Source organism: Pseudomonas sp. S07E 245 (genome assembly GCF_019599025.1).
Taxonomy (GTDB): Bacteria; Pseudomonadota; Gammaproteobacteria; order Pseudomonadales; family Pseudomonadaceae; genus Aquipseudomonas; species Aquipseudomonas shirazensis.
This window is the reverse complement of sequence record NZ_CP080625.1, coordinates 3,725,001-3,740,296: the sequence shown is the minus strand read 5'-3', so window position 1 is coordinate 3,740,296 and position 15,296 is coordinate 3,725,001. Positions and strand designations below refer to the sequence as shown.

At 60.9% G+C, this 15,296-nt stretch carries 18 protein-coding genes and 1 rRNA gene (1 of these 19 only partly in view); 9 read left to right on the top strand and 10 right to left on the bottom strand.

Translation table 11 applies throughout. The features are described 5' to 3' along the window. Positions 1-50 precede the first annotated feature (50 nt). From K3F44_RS17285 to K3F44_RS17270, 4 genes are all read left to right on the top strand, one after another. Positions 51-644 carry an aminodeoxychorismate/anthranilate synthase component II gene (locus K3F44_RS17285; RefSeq protein WP_220632649.1) on the top strand — a complete coding sequence of 198 codons (594 nt, stop codon included), beginning with the start codon at positions 51-53 and terminating at the stop codon, positions 642-644. 10 nt (positions 645-654) lie between these two features. After that, positions 655-1,704 (top strand): anthranilate phosphoribosyltransferase, encoded by a 1,050-nt coding sequence (trpD, locus tag K3F44_RS17280; RefSeq protein WP_101322371.1) that lies wholly within the window; start codon positions 655-657, stop codon positions 1,702-1,704. After that, positions 1,701-2,537: an indole-3-glycerol phosphate synthase TrpC gene (gene trpC, locus K3F44_RS17275; RefSeq protein WP_101322370.1), complete on the top strand. Its 837-nt coding sequence runs from the start codon at positions 1,701-1,703 to the stop codon at positions 2,535-2,537. Before trpD ends, trpC begins: the two co-directional genes overlap by 4 nt. 66 nt (positions 2,538-2,603) lie before the next feature. Next, on the top strand, positions 2,604-3,308 hold the full coding sequence (locus K3F44_RS17270) for a lipoyl protein ligase domain-containing protein (protein WP_220632648.1): 705 nt from the start codon (positions 2,604-2,606) through the stop codon (positions 3,306-3,308). Here K3F44_RS17270 and crp read toward each other — a convergent pair. After that, a complete protein-coding gene (gene crp, locus K3F44_RS17265; RefSeq protein WP_188036771.1) occupies positions 3,305-3,949 on the bottom strand; it encodes a cAMP-activated global transcriptional regulator CRP in 645 nt (214 codons plus the stop codon). The two genes, K3F44_RS17270 and crp, sit on opposite strands and share 4 nt — an antisense overlap. 186 nt (positions 3,950-4,135) lie before the next feature. Here crp and K3F44_RS17260 point away from each other — a divergent pair, with 186 nt between their 5' ends. Then, positions 4,136-4,558 (top strand): OsmC family protein, encoded by a 423-nt coding sequence (locus K3F44_RS17260; RefSeq protein ID WP_150572886.1) that lies wholly within the window; start codon positions 4,136-4,138, stop codon positions 4,556-4,558. On the opposite strand, the gene K3F44_RS17255 is transcribed toward K3F44_RS17260, so the two are convergent. From K3F44_RS17255 to hemJ, 6 genes are all read right to left on the bottom strand, one after another. Further along, positions 4,524-4,916, bottom strand: coding sequence for a hypothetical protein (locus tag K3F44_RS17255; protein ID WP_224785546.1), 393 nt, complete (start codon positions 4,914-4,916; stop codon positions 4,524-4,526). The two genes, K3F44_RS17260 and K3F44_RS17255, sit on opposite strands and share 35 nt — an antisense overlap. A 47-nt stretch (positions 4,917-4,963) precedes the next feature. Next, positions 4,964-6,004 carry a DUF2157 domain-containing protein gene (locus K3F44_RS17250; protein ID WP_220632647.1) on the bottom strand — a complete coding sequence of 347 codons (1,041 nt, stop codon included), beginning with the start codon at positions 6,002-6,004 and terminating at the stop codon, positions 4,964-4,966. A 10-nt stretch (positions 6,005-6,014) separates the two neighbouring features. Continuing rightward, on the bottom strand, positions 6,015-6,662 hold the full coding sequence (gene coq7 / locus K3F44_RS17245) for a 2-polyprenyl-3-methyl-6-methoxy-1,4-benzoquinone monooxygenase (RefSeq protein ID WP_101322365.1): 648 nt from the start codon (positions 6,660-6,662) through the stop codon (positions 6,015-6,017). Positions 6,663-6,728: 66 nt separating this feature from the next. Next, positions 6,729-7,067, bottom strand: coding sequence for a histidine triad nucleotide-binding protein (locus K3F44_RS17240; protein WP_220632646.1), 339 nt, complete (start codon positions 7,065-7,067; stop codon positions 6,729-6,731). Between the two features lie 63 nt (positions 7,068-7,130). Then, on the bottom strand, positions 7,131-7,913 hold the full coding sequence (locus tag K3F44_RS17235; RefSeq protein ID WP_220632645.1) for an SDR family oxidoreductase: 783 nt from the start codon (positions 7,911-7,913) through the stop codon (positions 7,131-7,133). 86 nt (positions 7,914-7,999) lie between these two features. Then, a complete protein-coding gene (gene hemJ, locus K3F44_RS17230) occupies positions 8,000-8,425 on the bottom strand; it encodes a protoporphyrinogen oxidase HemJ (protein ID WP_101322362.1) in 426 nt (141 codons plus the stop codon). A 142-nt stretch (positions 8,426-8,567) separates the two neighbouring features. Between hemJ and argC the strand changes: the two genes are divergently transcribed. After that, positions 8,568-9,602: an N-acetyl-gamma-glutamyl-phosphate reductase gene (gene argC, locus K3F44_RS17225; protein WP_101322361.1), complete on the top strand. Its 1,035-nt coding sequence runs from the start codon at positions 8,568-8,570 to the stop codon at positions 9,600-9,602. 133 nt (positions 9,603-9,735) lie between these two features. Then, on the top strand, positions 9,736-10,086 hold the full coding sequence (gene erpA / locus K3F44_RS17220; protein ID WP_101322360.1) for an iron-sulfur cluster insertion protein ErpA: 351 nt from the start codon (positions 9,736-9,738) through the stop codon (positions 10,084-10,086). A 60-nt stretch (positions 10,087-10,146) separates the two neighbouring features. Here erpA and K3F44_RS17215 read toward each other — a convergent pair whose 3' ends face one another. Both K3F44_RS17215 and K3F44_RS17210 read right to left on the bottom strand, forming a co-directional pair. Next, on the bottom strand, positions 10,147-11,238 hold the full coding sequence (locus K3F44_RS17215) for an anhydro-N-acetylmuramic acid kinase (RefSeq protein WP_220632644.1): 1,092 nt from the start codon (positions 11,236-11,238) through the stop codon (positions 10,147-10,149). A gap of 3 nt (positions 11,239-11,241) precedes the next feature. After that, positions 11,242-12,651 carry a peptidoglycan DD-metalloendopeptidase family protein gene (locus K3F44_RS17210; protein ID WP_181107977.1) on the bottom strand — a complete coding sequence of 470 codons (1,410 nt, stop codon included), beginning with the start codon at positions 12,649-12,651 and terminating at the stop codon, positions 11,242-11,244. Between the two features lie 223 nt (positions 12,652-12,874). Here K3F44_RS17210 and tyrS point away from each other — a divergent pair, with 223 nt between their 5' ends. After that, entirely contained in the window at positions 12,875-14,074 is a 1,200-nt protein-coding gene (tyrS, locus tag K3F44_RS17205) for a tyrosine--tRNA ligase (RefSeq protein WP_101322357.1), read from the top strand. A 179-nt stretch (positions 14,075-14,253) separates the two neighbouring features. Here the strand turns inward: tyrS and K3F44_RS17200 are convergent, their stop codons facing one another. Beyond that, entirely contained in the window at positions 14,254-14,610 is a 357-nt protein-coding gene (locus tag K3F44_RS17200; RefSeq protein WP_220632643.1) for a hypothetical protein, read from the bottom strand. A gap of 50 nt (positions 14,611-14,660) precedes the next feature. On the opposite strand from K3F44_RS17200, the gene K3F44_RS17195 reads away from it, so the two are divergent. Then, a 16S ribosomal RNA gene (locus tag K3F44_RS17195) occupies positions 14,661-15,296 on the top strand (it continues 901 nt past the right edge of the window).

Below are 15,296 nucleotides of genomic sequence, written 5' to 3'. Positions count from 1 at the left end.
GCAAGCGCAAGGTTCGAATCAGAAGTCAGTCTTCTAGAGGTTTGCCGCACATGTTACTGATGATCGACAACTATGACTCCTTCACCTACAACGTCGTCCAGTACTTTGGCGAGTTGGGGGCTGAGGTCAAGGTCATCCGCAATGACGAGATGACCATCGCCCAGATCGAAGCACTCAACCCCGAGCGCATCGTGGTTTCACCTGGCCCGTGCACCCCGAGCGAAGCCGGCGTGTCGATCGAGGCCGTTCTGCATTTTGCCGGCAAGCTGCCGATTCTTGGCGTTTGCCTTGGCCACCAGTCGATCGGCCAGGCCTTTGGCGGCGACGTAGTCCGCGCTCGCCAGGTGATGCACGGCAAGACCAGCCCGGTCCATCATCGCGACCTGGGCGTGTTTGCCGAACTGAACAATCCACTCACGGTGACCCGCTACCATTCTTTGGTGGTCAAGCGCGAGACCCTGCCCGAGTGCCTCGAGGTGACCGCCTGGACTGCCCACGACGATGGCTCTGTGGATGAAATCATGGGCCTGCGTCACAAGACCTTGAACATCGAAGGGGTGCAGTTCCACCCCGAGTCGATTCTTACCGAGCAGGGCCACGAGCTGTTCGCCAACTTCCTCAAGCAGACCGGCGGCCGCCGTTAAGGATTCGAGCATGGATATCAAAAGCGCATTGAGCCGTATCGTTGGCCACCTGGACCTGTCGACTGCAGAAATGAGCGACGTCATGCGCCAGATCATGACCGGTCAGTGCAGCGAGGCGCAGATCGGTGCATTCCTGATGGGCATGCGCATGAAGAGCGAGAGCATCGACGAAATCGTCGGCGCGGTGTCGGTCATGCGTGAGCTGGCAGACAAGGTCGAGCTGGAAAGCCTCGACGGCGTGGTCGACGTGGTCGGTACTGGCGGTGATGGTGCGAATATCTTCAACGTGTCCACGGCAGCGTCGTTTGTGCTCGCCGCGGCTGGCTGCAAGGTGGCCAAACATGGCAACCGCGCAGTCTCGGGCAAAAGTGGCAGTGCCGACCTGCTCGAGGCAGCCGGGATCTACCTGAACCTGACGCCAGTGCAGGTTGCCCGCTGCATCGACAGCCTGGGCATCGGCTTCATGTTCGCGCAGAGTCATCACAAAGCCATGAAGTACACCGCTGGCCCGCGTCGCGAGCTGGGCCTGCGTACCCTGTTCAACATGCTCGGCCCGCTTACGAATCCGGCCGGGGTGAAACACCAGGTGGTCGGCGTGTTTTCTCAGGCGTTGTGCCGGCCGCTGGCCGAGGTGCTGCAGCGTCTGGGCAGCAAGCACGTGCTGGTGGTGCACTCCAAGGATGGCCTGGATGAGTTCAGCCTGGCAGCGCCGACCTTTGTTGCCGAGCTGAAAAAAGGTGAGATCAGCGAGTATTGGGTCGAGCCCGAAGACCTCGGCATGAAGAGCCAGAGCCTGCATGGCCTGGCGGTGGAAAACCCGCAGGCCTCGTATGAACTGATCCGCGATGCCTTGGGCCGGCGCAAGACCGAAAACGGCCAGAAGGCTGCCGAGATGATCGTGCTCAATGCGGGCGCCGCACTGTACGCAGCAGACCATGCAATGACCCTGGCGCAGGGCGTAGAGCTTGCCAGCGATGTATTGCACACCGGCCTGGCCTGGGAAAAACTCCAGGAACTGGGCGCCTTTACCGCCGTATTCAAGCAGGAGAACGAAGCATGAGCGTGCCGACCGTGCTGGAAAATATCCTCGCCCGCAAGGTCGAGGAAGTCGCCGAGCGCCGTGCCCGGGTCAGCCTGGCCGAGCTCGAGCAACTGGCCAAGGCTGCTGATGCGCCGCGTGGTTTTGCCAATGCGTTGATCGAGCAGGCCAGACGCAAGCAGCCTGCGGTTATTGCCGAAATCAAGAAGGCCTCACCGAGCAAGGGCGTGATCCGCGAAAACTTCGCCCCGGCCGACATCGCCGTCAGTTACGAGAAGGGCGGCGCGACCTGCCTGTCGGTGCTGACCGATATCGACTATTTCCAGGGCGCCGATGCCTACCTGCAGCAGGCCCGCGCGGCCTGCACGCTGCCGGTGATCCGCAAGGACTTCATGATCGATCCGTACCAGATCGTCGAAGCCCGTGCGTTGGGTGCCGATTGCGTGCTGCTGATCGTCTCAGCGCTGGATGATGTGCGCATGGCCGAACTGGCCGCTGTGGCCAAGTCGGTCGGCCTGGATGTGCTAGTCGAAGTGCATGACGGCGACGAGCTGGAGCGGGCCTTGAACACCCTCGACACACCACTGGTCGGGGTCAACAACCGTAACCTGCACACCTTTGACGTCAGCCTGGAAACCACCCTCGACCTGCTGCCGCGGATTCCTCGCGAGCGCCTGGCGATCACCGAGAGCGGAATCTTCAACCGGGCCGATGTCGAGCTGATGGAAATCAACGGGGTGTACTCGTTCCTGGTTGGCGAAGCGTTCATGCGCGCAGAGCAACCGGGGCAGGAATTGCAGCGGCTGTTTTTCCCGCAGCGGCCGGTACAGAACGTGGTTCAGGAACTGGACTGATTGACCTTGAAGCCGGCCATTGCCGGCTTCGTTGTTTCTACGTGGTGGCTAAAAGGTGGCATCCTGATGAGCGAACAACCTCTGGCCCTGACCGTCGCGCAGGGCCTGCAAGCAGAGCAGGACCTGCTCGCCGCCGTGTGCCGCGGCGATGCCGAGGCCGGCGTGCTGTTCTGGCGCCCGACCGATCAGGCGCTGGTGATGCCGCGGCGGCTGAGCCGACAAGAGAACTTTGAAGTTGCCTGCGCCGAACTGGCCATCGGCGGGTGGCCGGTGCTGCTACGCGAGACTGGCGGCGAACCGGTGCCGCAATCGCATGCAACGGTCAACGTCGCGCTGGTGTATGTTGCCCCGCGTAGCGAAGGCGACCATGGCCGTATCGAGAACGCCTACGAGCGCTTGTGTCGGCCGCTGTGTGAGGTTCTGCGGGAATGGGGCGGGGTGGCTTCGCTGGGCGAGATCGATGGCGCGTTTTGCGATGGCCGTTACAACGTCAACCTCAACGGGCGCAAGCTGGTCGGCACTGCTCAGCGCTGGCGCCAGGGCCTGGGCGGCAAGCGCCCGGTAGTGCTGGTGCATGGCGCCCTGCTGCTGGATGACCAGCGCGAGTCGATGGTGGCGGCGGTCAACCGCTTCAACCAGTGCTGCGGCATTGATCAGCACTGCCGCGCCGACAGTCATATCGCCCTGCATGAAGTGGCGCCGGCAGTGCCCTGGTTCGAGCGCCTGTCCGCCGCCTATGCTGAGGTGATCGCCGGTTTGCCCAAGGATTAACGGGTACCGTAGACCACCATGGTTTTGCCCTTGACCTGAACCAGGCTGCGCTCCTCCAGATCCTTGAGGACGCGGCCGACCATCTCCCGTGAACAACCCACAATCCGCCCGATCTCCTGGCGGGTGATCTTGATCTGCATGCCGTCTGGATGAGTCATGGCATCGGGCTGCTTGCACAAGTCGAGCAGGCAGCGGGCGACGCGCCCGGTGACATCGAAGAACGCCAGGTCGCCGACCTTGCGCGTGGTGTTGCGCAGGCGCTGGGCCATCTGGCTGCCCAAGGCGTAGAGAATGTCCGGGTCGAGGCGGGCGACCTCGCGGAATTTCTCGTAGCTGATCTCGGCCACTTCGCATTCGGTCTTGGCCCGCACCCAGGCGCTGCGATACTGCTCCTTGCCGACTGGCTCGAACAAGCCCAGCTCACCAAAGAAGTCGCCATCGTTGAGGTAGGCGATGATCATCTCGCGGTCCTCGTCATCTTCGATGATCACGGTGACCGAACCTTTGATGATGAACGACAAGGTCTCAGCCCGGTCGCCGGCACAAAGGATATCGCTCTTGGCGGCAAACCGGCGGCGCTGGCAGTGCACCAGCAACTTGTCGATGTTCTTGATCTTGGCGGAGAGGGCGGACACAACCATCAGGACATCCTGTTCGATGCGATACAGAGGCTTTTCGGATCGGCTGGCAGGCCGCGCCAGTCATTTGGCGCCAGCTTATCAGGCGCTGCCCAGTGTATCGGCAGCGATGCGTGTTGAGTTGAGCTTTTCCGACGGGCTCACAAGGCTTAAGCTGGCACCCTTTCTACGTATCTGGAGTCGACAAGCATGAAGGCACGCATCCAATGGGCCGGTGAAGCCATGTTCCTCGGTGAATCGGGTAGCGGCCATGTCGTGGTCATGGACGGTCCGCCCGAAGCCGGTGGGCGCAACCTTGGCGTGCGGCCGATGGAGATGCTCCTGCTCGGCCTCGGTGGCTGCAGCAACTTCGACGTGGTCAGCATTCTGAAGAAATCGCGCCAGGCAGTGGAGAGCTGCGAAGCATTCCTCGACGCCGAGCGCGCTGACGAAGATCCGAAGGTGTTCACCAAGATCCACCTCAACTTCGTGGTCAAGGGTCGCGGCCTCAAGGAAGCGCAGGTCAAGCGCGCTGTCGAGCTGTCAGCAGAGAAGTACTGCTCGGCGTCGATCATGCTCGGCCGCGCAGGTGTGGAAATCACCCACAGCTATGAGATCGTCGAACTCGGCTGAGTTGTTCCGTGTTGTAGACCAAGGCCAGCCCGGGCACCAGCGCCAGCAGCAGTGCTGGTGCATTGCTGGCCAGCAGGATGAAAGTCTCGGCGGTGCTCCACGTGGTGCCGAAGCATTGGGCAAACACCAGGCACTGCAACAGTGCCGTGATGCTGGCCGCCAGCAAGAAGACGCCAATCAGCAGTCGGCGTCTGTGAGTAAAGCAGCCCGCCAGCACAAACAGTAACTGTCCCGGCAGGCTCAACAGCAGCAGTTCAAGTGCACTGTTGCTGTCGGGTTCGCCCAGGCTGGGTAGCGTGAGACTGAAGCTCGCTTGCCGGATTTGCGCGGTCATCAGGCATATGAACAGGTAGGCCATCAACGGCAAGCCCAGACTTTGCAGCAGGCGCCGGGCAACTCTCGACATTATCGGCGCAGCCCGGGTAACAGCGTGAGCAGGCGTTCGGGCAAGTTGCCGCGCAAGCTGGCACTGAGCTTTTCACGATGCTTTTGGTAGACAAGGCCCAGACCGATCACGCCGAGGCCGATCAAGGTCAGCAGCAGCGGGAACAACAGCGAGTCGGCAAACACCTGATAGGACAGGTAGCCCAGGTAGGCCGCCACGCCCATGGCGCCGAACACCATGAAGATCGGCCGTCGCAGCAGCACCGCCAGGCCCATCAGGCCCAGGTTGATCAAGCCATACATGGCTTTGCCCCATTCGCTGCCGCTGTCGAGCAGGGTCAATCCACCCCAGAACGCTGCCAGGCCAGCCAGGTAACCCCAGAAGGCGTAGTCCTTGCGCGTGCGTCCATCGACCACGATGCTCAGCAGCAGCACGCCCAGGCCGAACCAGACCGAGACCAGGCGCCGCTGCTCCCAGCTGAACGGCGCGCCGTATATCCACTCGGTCAGGTCCATCGACATGAACCACAGCGCCACGGCGATCGGCATGACGATGAACGGGAAGGCAATCAGGCGCAGCATCAGCACGCCGGCGAGCACCGTCGCGGCCTCCATCAGCAGCCAGCCGGCTTGCACGTTGGTGTAGTACTGATGGAAGTCGACCTGAGTGTCGTCCAGCGGCCACCAGCCCAGCAAGCGCTGGAGAGCAAACACACTCAGCGGCACAATGCTCACCGCCACTGCGCCGAGCACGCCGGCAGGCACAAGCTGCTGGCGCCGTTGCAGGGCCAGGGCTGATATGGTCAATACGGCGATATACAGCAGGGCGATAGCCAGCAGCGCAGAATCACCGATGCTCATCCAGGCCTCGGTCAGCAGCCAGCCCATGGCGGCCATGATCAGCAGGCCGCCGAGGTAGAACGCTACATGCGCCAGTTGGAAGCTTGCCTGGACAACTGGCTGGCGCCGCAGAAAACTCAGCAGCGCCTGATCCTGGCCGGGTTGCAGAATACCGGCGTCGACCGCACGCGCCAGATCCTTGGCATCGAAACGTTCGGTCATCTGTGTATTCCTAGATACGGTAGGTGCTTTTGGTCATGACCTTGGCCATCAGGCTCATGCCAAAGCGCACGGGCGCCGGGAAGCGATAGCCGCCGGCTTCCAGTGCCGCGTCGGCATGGTGCTCTTCATCGACCCGCATCTGCTCGAGAATGGCTCGGGATTTTTCATCTTCGCTGGGCAACTGCTCGAGGTGTTCATCCAGATGCTTGCAGACCTGATGCTCGGTTGCCGCAACGAAGCCAAGGCTGACCTTGTCGCTGACCAGCCCGGCGATTGCGCCGATGCCGAACGACATGCCGTAGAACAATGGGTTGAGCACACTGGGATGGCTGCCGAGTTGGCGAATACGCTGCTCGCACCAGGCCAGGTGGTCGATCTCTTCTTCGGCTGCATGTTCCATCGCTTTGCGCACCTGAGGCAGGCGGGCGGTCAGCGATTGCCCCTGGTACAACGCCTGGGCGCAGACTTCACCCGTGTGATTGATGCGCATCAAACCGGCGACATGGCGCGTTTGCGCGTCGTCCAGGTCAGCGTCGGGCTGGATGATTGCAGGAGAAGGGCGGGCAGGTTGGCCGCTGAAAGGGAGCAAGGTGCGCATGGCGGTATCGGCCTGCAGCAACAAGCGGTCGAGCGGCGAATAGTGACGTTCGGTAGCCATCGGGCACCTCCGCAAGAGTGATGCCCGACAGTTTACCGCAAACCCCTGGCCGGGGCTTGCCTTGGATCAGCCCGGTGGCCAGTGCATCTGGCGCTGGCCGAGCACGTGCATGTGAATATGGTAGACCGTTTGGCCGCCCAGTTCGTTGCAGTTCATGACTACGCGGAAACCGTCCTCGCAACCCAGCTCCTTGGCCAGACGCTGCGCGGTGAAGAGGATATGGCCGGCGACGGCCTTGTCCTCTTCGGTCAGGTCGTTGAGGGTGCGGATCGGCTTTTTCGGGATAACCAGAAAATGTACCGGCGCCTGCGGGGCGATATCGTGGAAGGCCAGAACCTGGTCATCCTCGTAGATGATCTTGGCCGGGATTTCCCGGTTGATGATCTTGGTGAAGAGAGTCTCCACAGCACTTGCTCCATGGTCAGGGTCCGAGCTGAGTGTACCCAGCACGGCGCTGCGCGCACAGTGCTATTGCGCTTCGAGCGGGCAGTAACGGCGATTGATCAAGCCGGCCAGCTTGCGCGTCAACCAACGCGGCAGGAGGCGTGGCAGCCTCGCCAGCCAGCGATTGCGCCGACCGGGCATGATCAGCAGGCGGTTCTTGTCCAGTGCGCGGACGGTATACAACGCCACTTCTTCGGCGCTCAGGCAGCGCTGGCTGTTGTCCAGCCTGGGGATCTTGCGCAGTGCCGAGCGTACTGGGCCTGGACACAGCACCGAGACCTTGATGCCGGTACGGCCAAGCTCTTCGCGCAGGGCTTCGGAAAAGCTCAGCACATACGCCTTGCTCGCGGCATAGCAGGCCATCCACGGGCCGGGGGCCACAGCTGCCAGCGAAGCAACGTTGAGAATCTGCCCGCCGCCCTGGATCGCCATCAGGTTGCCAATGGCGTGGCACAGGCGGGTCAGGGCGAGGATGTTGACCTCGAGCAGGTCTTGTTCGTCAGCCCACTCGTGGGCCAGAAACGGGCCATAGGTGCGTTGTCCGGCGCAGTTGACCAGCAGGTCAATGCGCCGCTCGCCTTCTTCCAGCTCAAGCACAAAGCCCGACAGGCGCAGCGGCTGGCTGAGGTCGCAGGCACGCAGCAGCACCTCGACGCCAAAGCGCTGAGCCAGCTCGATTGCCAGCGGTTCGAGGGTTTCGCGATGGCGCGCCACCAGGATCAGGCTACGGCCACGCCGCGCCAGGGCTTCCGCCAGGGCCAGGCCCAGGCCGCTGGAAGCACCGGTGATCATGGCGTAACGGGTCATGCGCGGCTCCTGGGGCGACGGAAAGGGGCGCTAGTGTACAGCGTGGCCAACAGAGGTGTTGCCTTTTGCTACAGCGCCCCAGCGGGTCAGAACGGTTTGACCACCACCAGAATGACAATCGCCAACAGCAGCAGTACCGGTACCTCGTTGAACCAGCGGTAGAACACATGGCTGCGCTTGTTGGTGCCGGCCGCGAAGCGTTTGCGCTGAGCGCCGCACATGTGATGGTAGCCGGTCAGCAGGATTACCAGCGTCAGCTTGGCATGCATCCAGCCCTGGCTGAGCCAGCCTGGGGTCAGGTAGAGCATCCAGATGCCGAACACGAAGGTGGCGATCATCGCCGGGTTCATGATGCCGCGATACAGCTTGCGCTCCATCACGGTGAAGCGCTCCTGGCTGGTGCTGTCCTCGCTTTGCGCGTGATAGACGAACAGCCGTGGCAGGTAAAACAGGCCGGCGAACCAGCAGACCACGCTGACGATGTGCAGCGCTTTGATCCATAGGTAAAGCATGGAGGGTGTTCCTTCAGGTTTTCACGGTGGTCGGATAGTAGTGGTGAAGCACCTGCCGGCGCATCCCAAGAGTTGTTACAGACGGCTGGCAGCCCTATCATCGTGCGCTTTCCAGTCGCATCGTTGATAAGGGGCAAGCGTTATGATCAAGGTCGGTATCGTCGGCGGCACGGGTTACACCGGGGTCGAACTGTTGCGTCTGCTGGCGCAGCATCCTCAGGCCGAAGTCGCGGTCATCACCTCGCGCTCGGAAGCCGGTGTGGCAGTGGCCGATATGTACCCGAACCTGCGTGGTCATTACGACGGCCTGGCCTTCAGCGTACCCGACAGCAAGGCCCTGGCGGCCTGTGACGTGGTGTTCTTTGCCACCCCGCACGGCGTTGCCCACGCCCTGGCTGGCGAGTTGCTGGCGGCCGGTACCCGAGTTATCGACCTGTCGGCTGACTTCCGCCTGCAGGACGCGGTCGAGTGGGGCAAGTGGTACGGCCAGCCGCACGGTGCGCCGGAGCTGCTCAAGGATGCGGTCTATGGTTTGCCTGAGGTGAACCGCGAGAAGATCCGTCAGGCACGTCTGATCGCTGTGCCGGGCTGCTATCCAACCGCTACCCAGCTTGGTCTGTTGCCGTTGCTCGAAGCTGGCCTGGCCGATCCATCGCGCTTGATCGCCGACTGCAAGTCCGGGGTCAGTGGTGCGGGGCGTGGCGCTGCGGTCGGTTCGCTGTTCTGCGAATCGGGCGAAAGCATGAAGGCCTATGCGGTCAAAGGGCATCGTCACCTGCCGGAAATCAGCCAGGGCCTGCGTCTGGCTGCTGGCCAGGACATCGGCCTGACCTTCGTCCCGCACCTGACACCGATGATCCGCGGTATTCACGCCACGCTGTACGCAAATGTCGTCGACAAGTCGGTCGACCTGCAGGCCTTGTTCGAAAAACGCTACGCCGATGAACCGTTCGTCGATGTAATGCCGGCTGGCAGCCACCCGGAAACTCGCAGTGTGCGCGGCGCCAACGTCTGCCGTATCGCCGTACACCGGCCGCAGGGTGGTGACTTGGTGGTGGTGCTGTCGGTAATCGACAACCTGGTCAAGGGCGCATCAGGGCAGGCGGTCCAGAACCTCAACATCCTGTTCGGCCTGGACGAGCGCATGGGCTTGTCCCACGCCGGCTTGCTACCTTGATCGCGGTGACCCGCCTTGTGCTGCGGCGTAAGGCGGGTCGCCTGCTGCTTACGTATTGTTGACCATTTTTCTCGGAGAAGCGGATAATAGCCGCCATCGAGTTTTATGGCGGCACTGCGCCGGGAGAGTCAACATGAGCGTCGAATCCTTCACCCCCACGGCTTTGCAGTTCACCCAAGGTGCTGCAAGCAAGGTGAAGAACCTGGTCAGCGAAGAGGGCAATGCTCGCCTGAAGTTGCGCGTGTTCGTGACGGGCGGCGGCTGTTCGGGCTTCCAGTACGGCTTCACCTTCGATGAAGAAGTGGCTGACGACGACACCATCGTCGAGCGCGAAGGCGTTGCGCTGGTGGTCGATCCAATGAGCTACCAATACCTGGCTGGCGCCGAAGTCGATTACCAGGAAGGTCTGGAAGGCTCGCGTTTCGTGATTAAGAACCCTAACGCCACCACCACTTGTGGCTGCGGTTCTTCGTTCTCGATCTGAAGCAGGGCTGATTGGCAAAACGCCGCGCAATTGCGCGGCGTTTTGCATTCTGCGGGGGCGTTAAGCGGGGTAGACAGCGCCGAGCACGCGCAAGCCCTTGGCGGCGGTAACGCTGGGGCGATTGGCGGGGATGCCCTGCAGGCAGCAATGCGCCAGCCAGGCGAAGGCCATTGCCTCGACCCAGTCCGGATCGACGCCATAGGCTGCGGTACTCGCGACCTCAGCGTCTGGCAACAGCTGCGCCAGGCGCTGCATCAAGGCGCCATTGCGCGCACCGCCGCCACACACCAGCAGGGCCTCGGTGGCGGTCTGGGCATTGCTCAGCGAGTCGATGATGCTGCGGGCAGTCAGCTCGAGCAGCGTGGCCTGCACGTCTTCGTCGCGGCAGGCGGGCAATGCTGCCAGATGGGCTTGCAGCCAGGGCAGGTTGAATACCTCGCGACCGGTGCTTTTCGGGCCGCTGCCGGCGAAGAACGGGTCACTCAACAGGCGTTTCAGCAGTGGCTCAATGATCACGCCGCTTGCCGCCCAATTGCCATCAGCGTCATATGCCTGGCCGCGCTTGCGCTCGATCCAGGCATCCATCAGCACGTTGCCGGGGCCGCAGTCGAAGCCGTGCACTGGCGTGTTCTGCCCGATCAGGCTGAGGTTGCTGAAGCCGCCGACATTGAGTACTGCCAGGCGCTGACCAAGGTGGCCGAACAGCGATTCATGGAAGGCCGGCACCAGTGGCGCGCCCTGACCGCCGGCGGCAACATCGCGCCGACGAAAGTCTGCTACTACGCAAATCTCGGTCAGCTCGGCCAGTAACGCCGGGTTGCCAATCTGCACGGTGAAGCCGCGTGCAGGCTCGTGACGGATGGTCTGGCCGTGGCTGCCGATAGCGCAAATGTCATCAGCTTGCAGGCCTTGTGTGTCCAGCAGTTGCGCGATGCCCTCGGCGGCGAGGGTGGCCCAGCTGTTCTCGGCCAGGCAGGCGCGGGCTATTTCATCAGGGCCGCTGGCGCACAGGCTCAGCAACTGCTGGCGCAGATCGGTGGGCATCGGGGTGTAGTGGGTGGCAAGCAGCCGCAGCTGCTCACCCTGTTCGATCAAGGCGATGTCCAGGCCGTCGAGGCTGGTCCCGGACATCACTCCCAGATAGAGCGCCATGACTCAGCGCTTGTTCGCGGCGAGCAGGGTGGCCTTTTCCTGGTCCATGCGGGCAACCAATGGCTGACTTTGCTGGAGGAAGCGCTGGCGCTCGGACTTGGCGATCGGATCAGCCATCGGCACCTTCTGGCTCAGCGGATCGACGTGGACACCACCTACCTGGAACTCGTAGTGCAAGTGTGGGCCGGTCGACAGGCCGGTAGTACCGATATAGCCGATGATCTGCCCTTGCTTGACCGTGCTGCCGGTCTTGACGCCTTTGGCGAAGCCTTGCATGTGGCCGTAGAGGGTCTTGTAACGGTTGCCGTGGGCAATGATCACAGTGTTGCCGTAACCACCACGACGGCCTGCCAGTTCGACACGACCATCGCCTGCAGCCTTGATCGGCGTACCGCGAGGGGCCGCGTAGTCGACACCCTTGTGTGCGCGAATCTTGTTCAGGATTGGATGCTTGCGGCCATTGGAGAAGCGCGAGCTGATGCGGGCGAAATCCACCGGAGTACGGATGAACGCCTTGCGCAGGCTGTTGCCGTCAGCGGTGTAGTAGTTGGTGTTGCCTTGTTTGTTGGTGTAGCGCACTGCGGTGTAGGTCTTGCCGCGGTTGGTGAAGCGGGCCGAGAGGATATTGCCGGTGCCGACCACCTTGCCGTCCATGACCTTCTGCTCGTAGACCACGTCGAATTCGTCACCAGGGCGGATGTCCTGTGCGAAGTCGATGTCGTAGCCCAGTACACGGGCCATGTCCATGGTCATGCTGTGCGACAGCCCGGCACGCTGGGCCGAGGCCGACAGCGAGCTCTTGATCACGCCGTGGGCATAGGCAGTGCGCACCACCGGTTTGCTGACTTCGCGCTCGAAGCTGTAACCCTTGTCGGTCTTGCTCAGGCGAATGGTTTCGAGGTTGCTGACCTTACTGTGCAGGGTGGTCAACTGGCCGTCTTTGTCCAGCTCGAACTGCAGTACCTGGCCATGCTTGAGCTGGCTGAACTGCTTGGCTTGCTTGCCGCTGGCGAGCACGTCGTGGACCACGTTGGACGGCAGGCCGACCTTGGCGAACAGGGTCGACAGGGTGTCGCCGCGGGCGACGATCACTTCACGATGGCCTGGCGCCTTGGGTGCTTCAACCGGTGCTTCGGTCTTGGCGGTGTTCTCGGCCGGGGTAGCGGCGTTGTCGATCTGGGCAAATGGCGAGGCTTGCTCGGCAGGTGCCTGCAGCATGGGGGCTGCGTTGGCTTCGTCTTTGAGCTGCTCGGCGGGAGTTTCCAGCTCGAGATTGAGGGTGGTTTTCTTGGCTTCGACTTCGCTTGAAGGGAATACCAGCAAGGCCAGGCTGAGGAGGGCGGCAATGCCGCTCGCGGCCACCAGATGGCTTTTCGGATAAAGCGGCGGCGCTTTAGGCGTTTCTTTAGGCATAGGAAGGTGACTTTGAAAAGGTGAATGAAAAAAGTGAAATAGGAAAGATGAATGACATGATGAAGATGAAATAACTGTATAAAATATAACCAAAAGCAGTTTCGCGCAAGGGCGCATAGACGTCAACAGCGCCCGTTCGGGTCACATCTCGTTGCCAAACTTGTATTTGATGGCCGATCTTGTATGGTTGGCTGCCTTTGAATCTGAGCCTTGCGGGTTTTCTATGAAGTCGGTTGAAGAGCAGCTGGCGCTTATCAAGCGCGGTGCGGAAGAGGTATTGGTCGAGTCGGAGCTGGTCGAAAAGCTCAAGCGCGGTCAGCCGCTGCGTATCAAGGCGGGCTTTGACCCGACCGCACCGGATCTGCACCTGGGGCACACGGTCCTGATCAACAAGCTGCGCCAGTTCCAGGAGCTGGGGCATCAGGTGATCTTCCTGATCGGCGATTTCACCGGCATGATCGGTGATCCAAGCGGCAAGAGCACCACCCGCCCGCCGCTGACCCGCGAGCAGGTCCTCGACAATGCCGAGACCTATAAACAGCAGGTGTTCAAGATTCTCGACCCGGCCAAGACCGAAGTCGCGTTCAACTCCACCTGGATGGACCAGCTGAGCCCCGCCGATTTCATTCGCCTGTCGTCGCAGTACACCGTGGCGCGGATGCTCGAGCGTGACGACTTCGACAAGCGTTACACCAGCAACCAGCCGATCGCGATCCACGAATTCCTCTACCCGCTGGTGCAGGGCTACGACTCGGTAGCGCTGAAGTCCGACGTCGAGCTGGGCGGTACCGATCAGAAGTTCAACCTGCTGATGGGGCGTGAGCTGCAGCGTGCCTACGGCCAGGAAGCACAGAGCATCGTGACCATGCCGCTGCTCGAGGGCCTGGACGGCGTCAAGAAGATGTCCAAGTCGCTGGGTAACTATGTCGGTATCCAGGAAGCGCCGGGGGTGATGTACAGCAAGCTGGTGTCGATCCCGGATTCGCTGATGTGGCGTTACTTCGAGCTGCTGAGCTTCCGCTCCATGGAAGAGATCGAGCAGTTCCGCGCCGATGTCGAGCAGGGCGCCAACCCGCGCGACATCAAGATCAAGCTGGCGGAAGAGATCGTCGCCCGCTTCCATGGCGAAGAGGCTGCGGCGAATGCGCACCGCGCTGCTGGTAATCGGATGAAGGATGGTGAGCTGCCAGAGGACATCCCTGAGGTGACGGTCGCTGCTGTCGAGTCGATGCCGATTGCTGCAATCCTGAACAAGGCTGGCCTAGTGAAGAACTCGGCTGCAGCGCGGGACTTGCTGGCTGCGGGTAGCGTGAAGGTTGATGGCGAAGTGGTTGATCGCAGCTTTGTGTTTGCCTTGGGTGCGACCCATGTGTGTCAGGCAGGCAAGAAAGCCTTTGCGCGGGTTTCGCTGAAAGCAGAGTGATGTCTGCTTCTATATAGAGTGCTTGGCTGTATAGAGAGAGCGGGGAGGCCGAAAGGCCTCCCCGCTTTTGTTTGTGAGGGCCAAATGCAAAGAGCTGAATTTAAAGGTTGACGGGTTTCTGTAAGCGCTTATAATGCGCCCCACTTCCAGCGTAGATGGAGCGGAAAACTCCTTGAGTTTCAAAGAGTTAGAAGTTTCAGAAGTGCTGCAAGGGCTTCGATCGAAAGATCGCCAGCGGTGAAAAAGGCAGTTGACAGCAGGTTGTAACGCTGTAGAATTCGCCTCCCGCTACGAGAGATCGCAAGCGAGTCAAGTGTTTGAAGTTGAACGAGTTTCTCGCAAAATACTTCGAAATAAACGCTTGACAGACACAGAGGAAAGCGTAGAATGCGCGCCTCGGTTGAGACGAAACGCTCAACCAACCGCTCTTTAACAAATTGAATCAAGCAATTCGTGTGGGTGCTTGTGAGTACGGTTTGATAGTCGCCAAGATTATCAGCATCACAAGTGGCCACATGAGAAATCATAGTGGTCATTTGAGATTGCTGAGCCAAGTTTAGGGTTTCTTAAAAACCCAAGCAGTATTGAACTGAAGAGTTTGATCATGGCTCAGATTGAACGCTGGCGGCAGGCCTAACACATGCAAGTCGAGCGGATGAGAAGAGCTTGCTCTTCGATTCAGCGGCGGACGGGTGAGTAATGCCTAGGAATCTGCCTGGTAGTGGGGGACAACGTTTCGAAAGGAACGCTAATACCGCATACGTCCTACGGGAGAAAGCAGGGGACCTTCGGGCCTTGCGCTATCAGATGAGCCTAGGTCGGATTAGCTAGTTGGTGAGGTAATGGCTCACCAAGGCGACGATCCGTAACTGGTCTGAGAGGATGATCAGTCACACTGGAACTGAGACACGGTCCAGACTCCTACGGGAGGCAGCAGTGGGGAATATTGGACAATGGGCGAAAGCCTGATCCAGCCATGCCGCGTGTGTGAAGAAGGTCTTCGGATTGTAAAGCACTTTAAGTTGGGAGGAAGGGCAGTAAGCGAATACCTTGCTGTTTTGACGTTACCGACAGAATAAGCACCGGCTAACTCTGTGCCAGCAGCCGCGGTAATACAGAGGGTGCAAGCGTTAATCGGAATTACTGGGCGTAAAGCGCGCGTAGGTGGTTTGTTAAGTTGGATGTGAAAGCCCCGGGCTCAACCTGGGAACTGCATCCAAAA

Coding starts and splice junctions, on each gene's coding strand:
- K3F44_RS17285 (WP_220632649.1), top strand. CDS start 51: ATGTTACTGATGATCGACAACTATGACTCCTTCACCTACAACGTCGTC.
- trpD (WP_101322371.1), top strand. CDS start 655: ATGGATATCAAAAGCGCATTGAGCCGTATCGTTGGCCACCTGGACCTG.
- trpC (WP_101322370.1), top strand. CDS start 1,701: ATGAGCGTGCCGACCGTGCTGGAAAATATCCTCGCCCGCAAGGTCGAG.
- K3F44_RS17270 (WP_220632648.1), top strand. CDS start 2,604: ATGAGCGAACAACCTCTGGCCCTGACCGTCGCGCAGGGCCTGCAAGCA.
- crp (WP_188036771.1), bottom strand. CDS start 3,949: ATGGTTGTGTCCGCCCTCTCCGCCAAGATCAAGAACATCGACAAGTTG.
- K3F44_RS17260 (WP_150572886.1), top strand. CDS start 4,136: ATGAAGGCACGCATCCAATGGGCCGGTGAAGCCATGTTCCTCGGTGAA.
- K3F44_RS17255 (WP_224785546.1), bottom strand. CDS start 4,916: ATGGCCTACCTGTTCATATGCCTGATGACCGCGCAAATCCGGCAAGCG.
- K3F44_RS17250 (WP_220632647.1), bottom strand. CDS start 6,004: ATGACCGAACGTTTCGATGCCAAGGATCTGGCGCGTGCGGTCGACGCC.
- coq7 (WP_101322365.1), bottom strand. CDS start 6,662: ATGGCTACCGAACGTCACTATTCGCCGCTCGACCGCTTGTTGCTGCAG.
- K3F44_RS17235 (WP_220632645.1), bottom strand. CDS start 7,913: ATGACCCGTTACGCCATGATCACCGGTGCTTCCAGCGGCCTGGGCCTG.
- hemJ (WP_101322362.1), bottom strand. CDS start 8,425: ATGCTTTACCTATGGATCAAAGCGCTGCACATCGTCAGCGTGGTCTGC.
- argC (WP_101322361.1), top strand. CDS start 8,568: ATGATCAAGGTCGGTATCGTCGGCGGCACGGGTTACACCGGGGTCGAA.
- erpA (WP_101322360.1), top strand. CDS start 9,736: ATGAGCGTCGAATCCTTCACCCCCACGGCTTTGCAGTTCACCCAAGGT.
- K3F44_RS17215 (WP_220632644.1), bottom strand. CDS start 11,238: ATGGCGCTCTATCTGGGAGTGATGTCCGGGACCAGCCTCGACGGCCTG.
- K3F44_RS17210 (WP_181107977.1), bottom strand. CDS start 12,651: ATGCCTAAAGAAACGCCTAAAGCGCCGCCGCTTTATCCGAAAAGCCAT.
- tyrS (WP_101322357.1), top strand. CDS start 12,875: ATGAAGTCGGTTGAAGAGCAGCTGGCGCTTATCAAGCGCGGTGCGGAA.
- K3F44_RS17200 (WP_220632643.1), bottom strand. CDS start 14,610: ATGACCACTATGATTTCTCATGTGGCCACTTGTGATGCTGATAATCTT.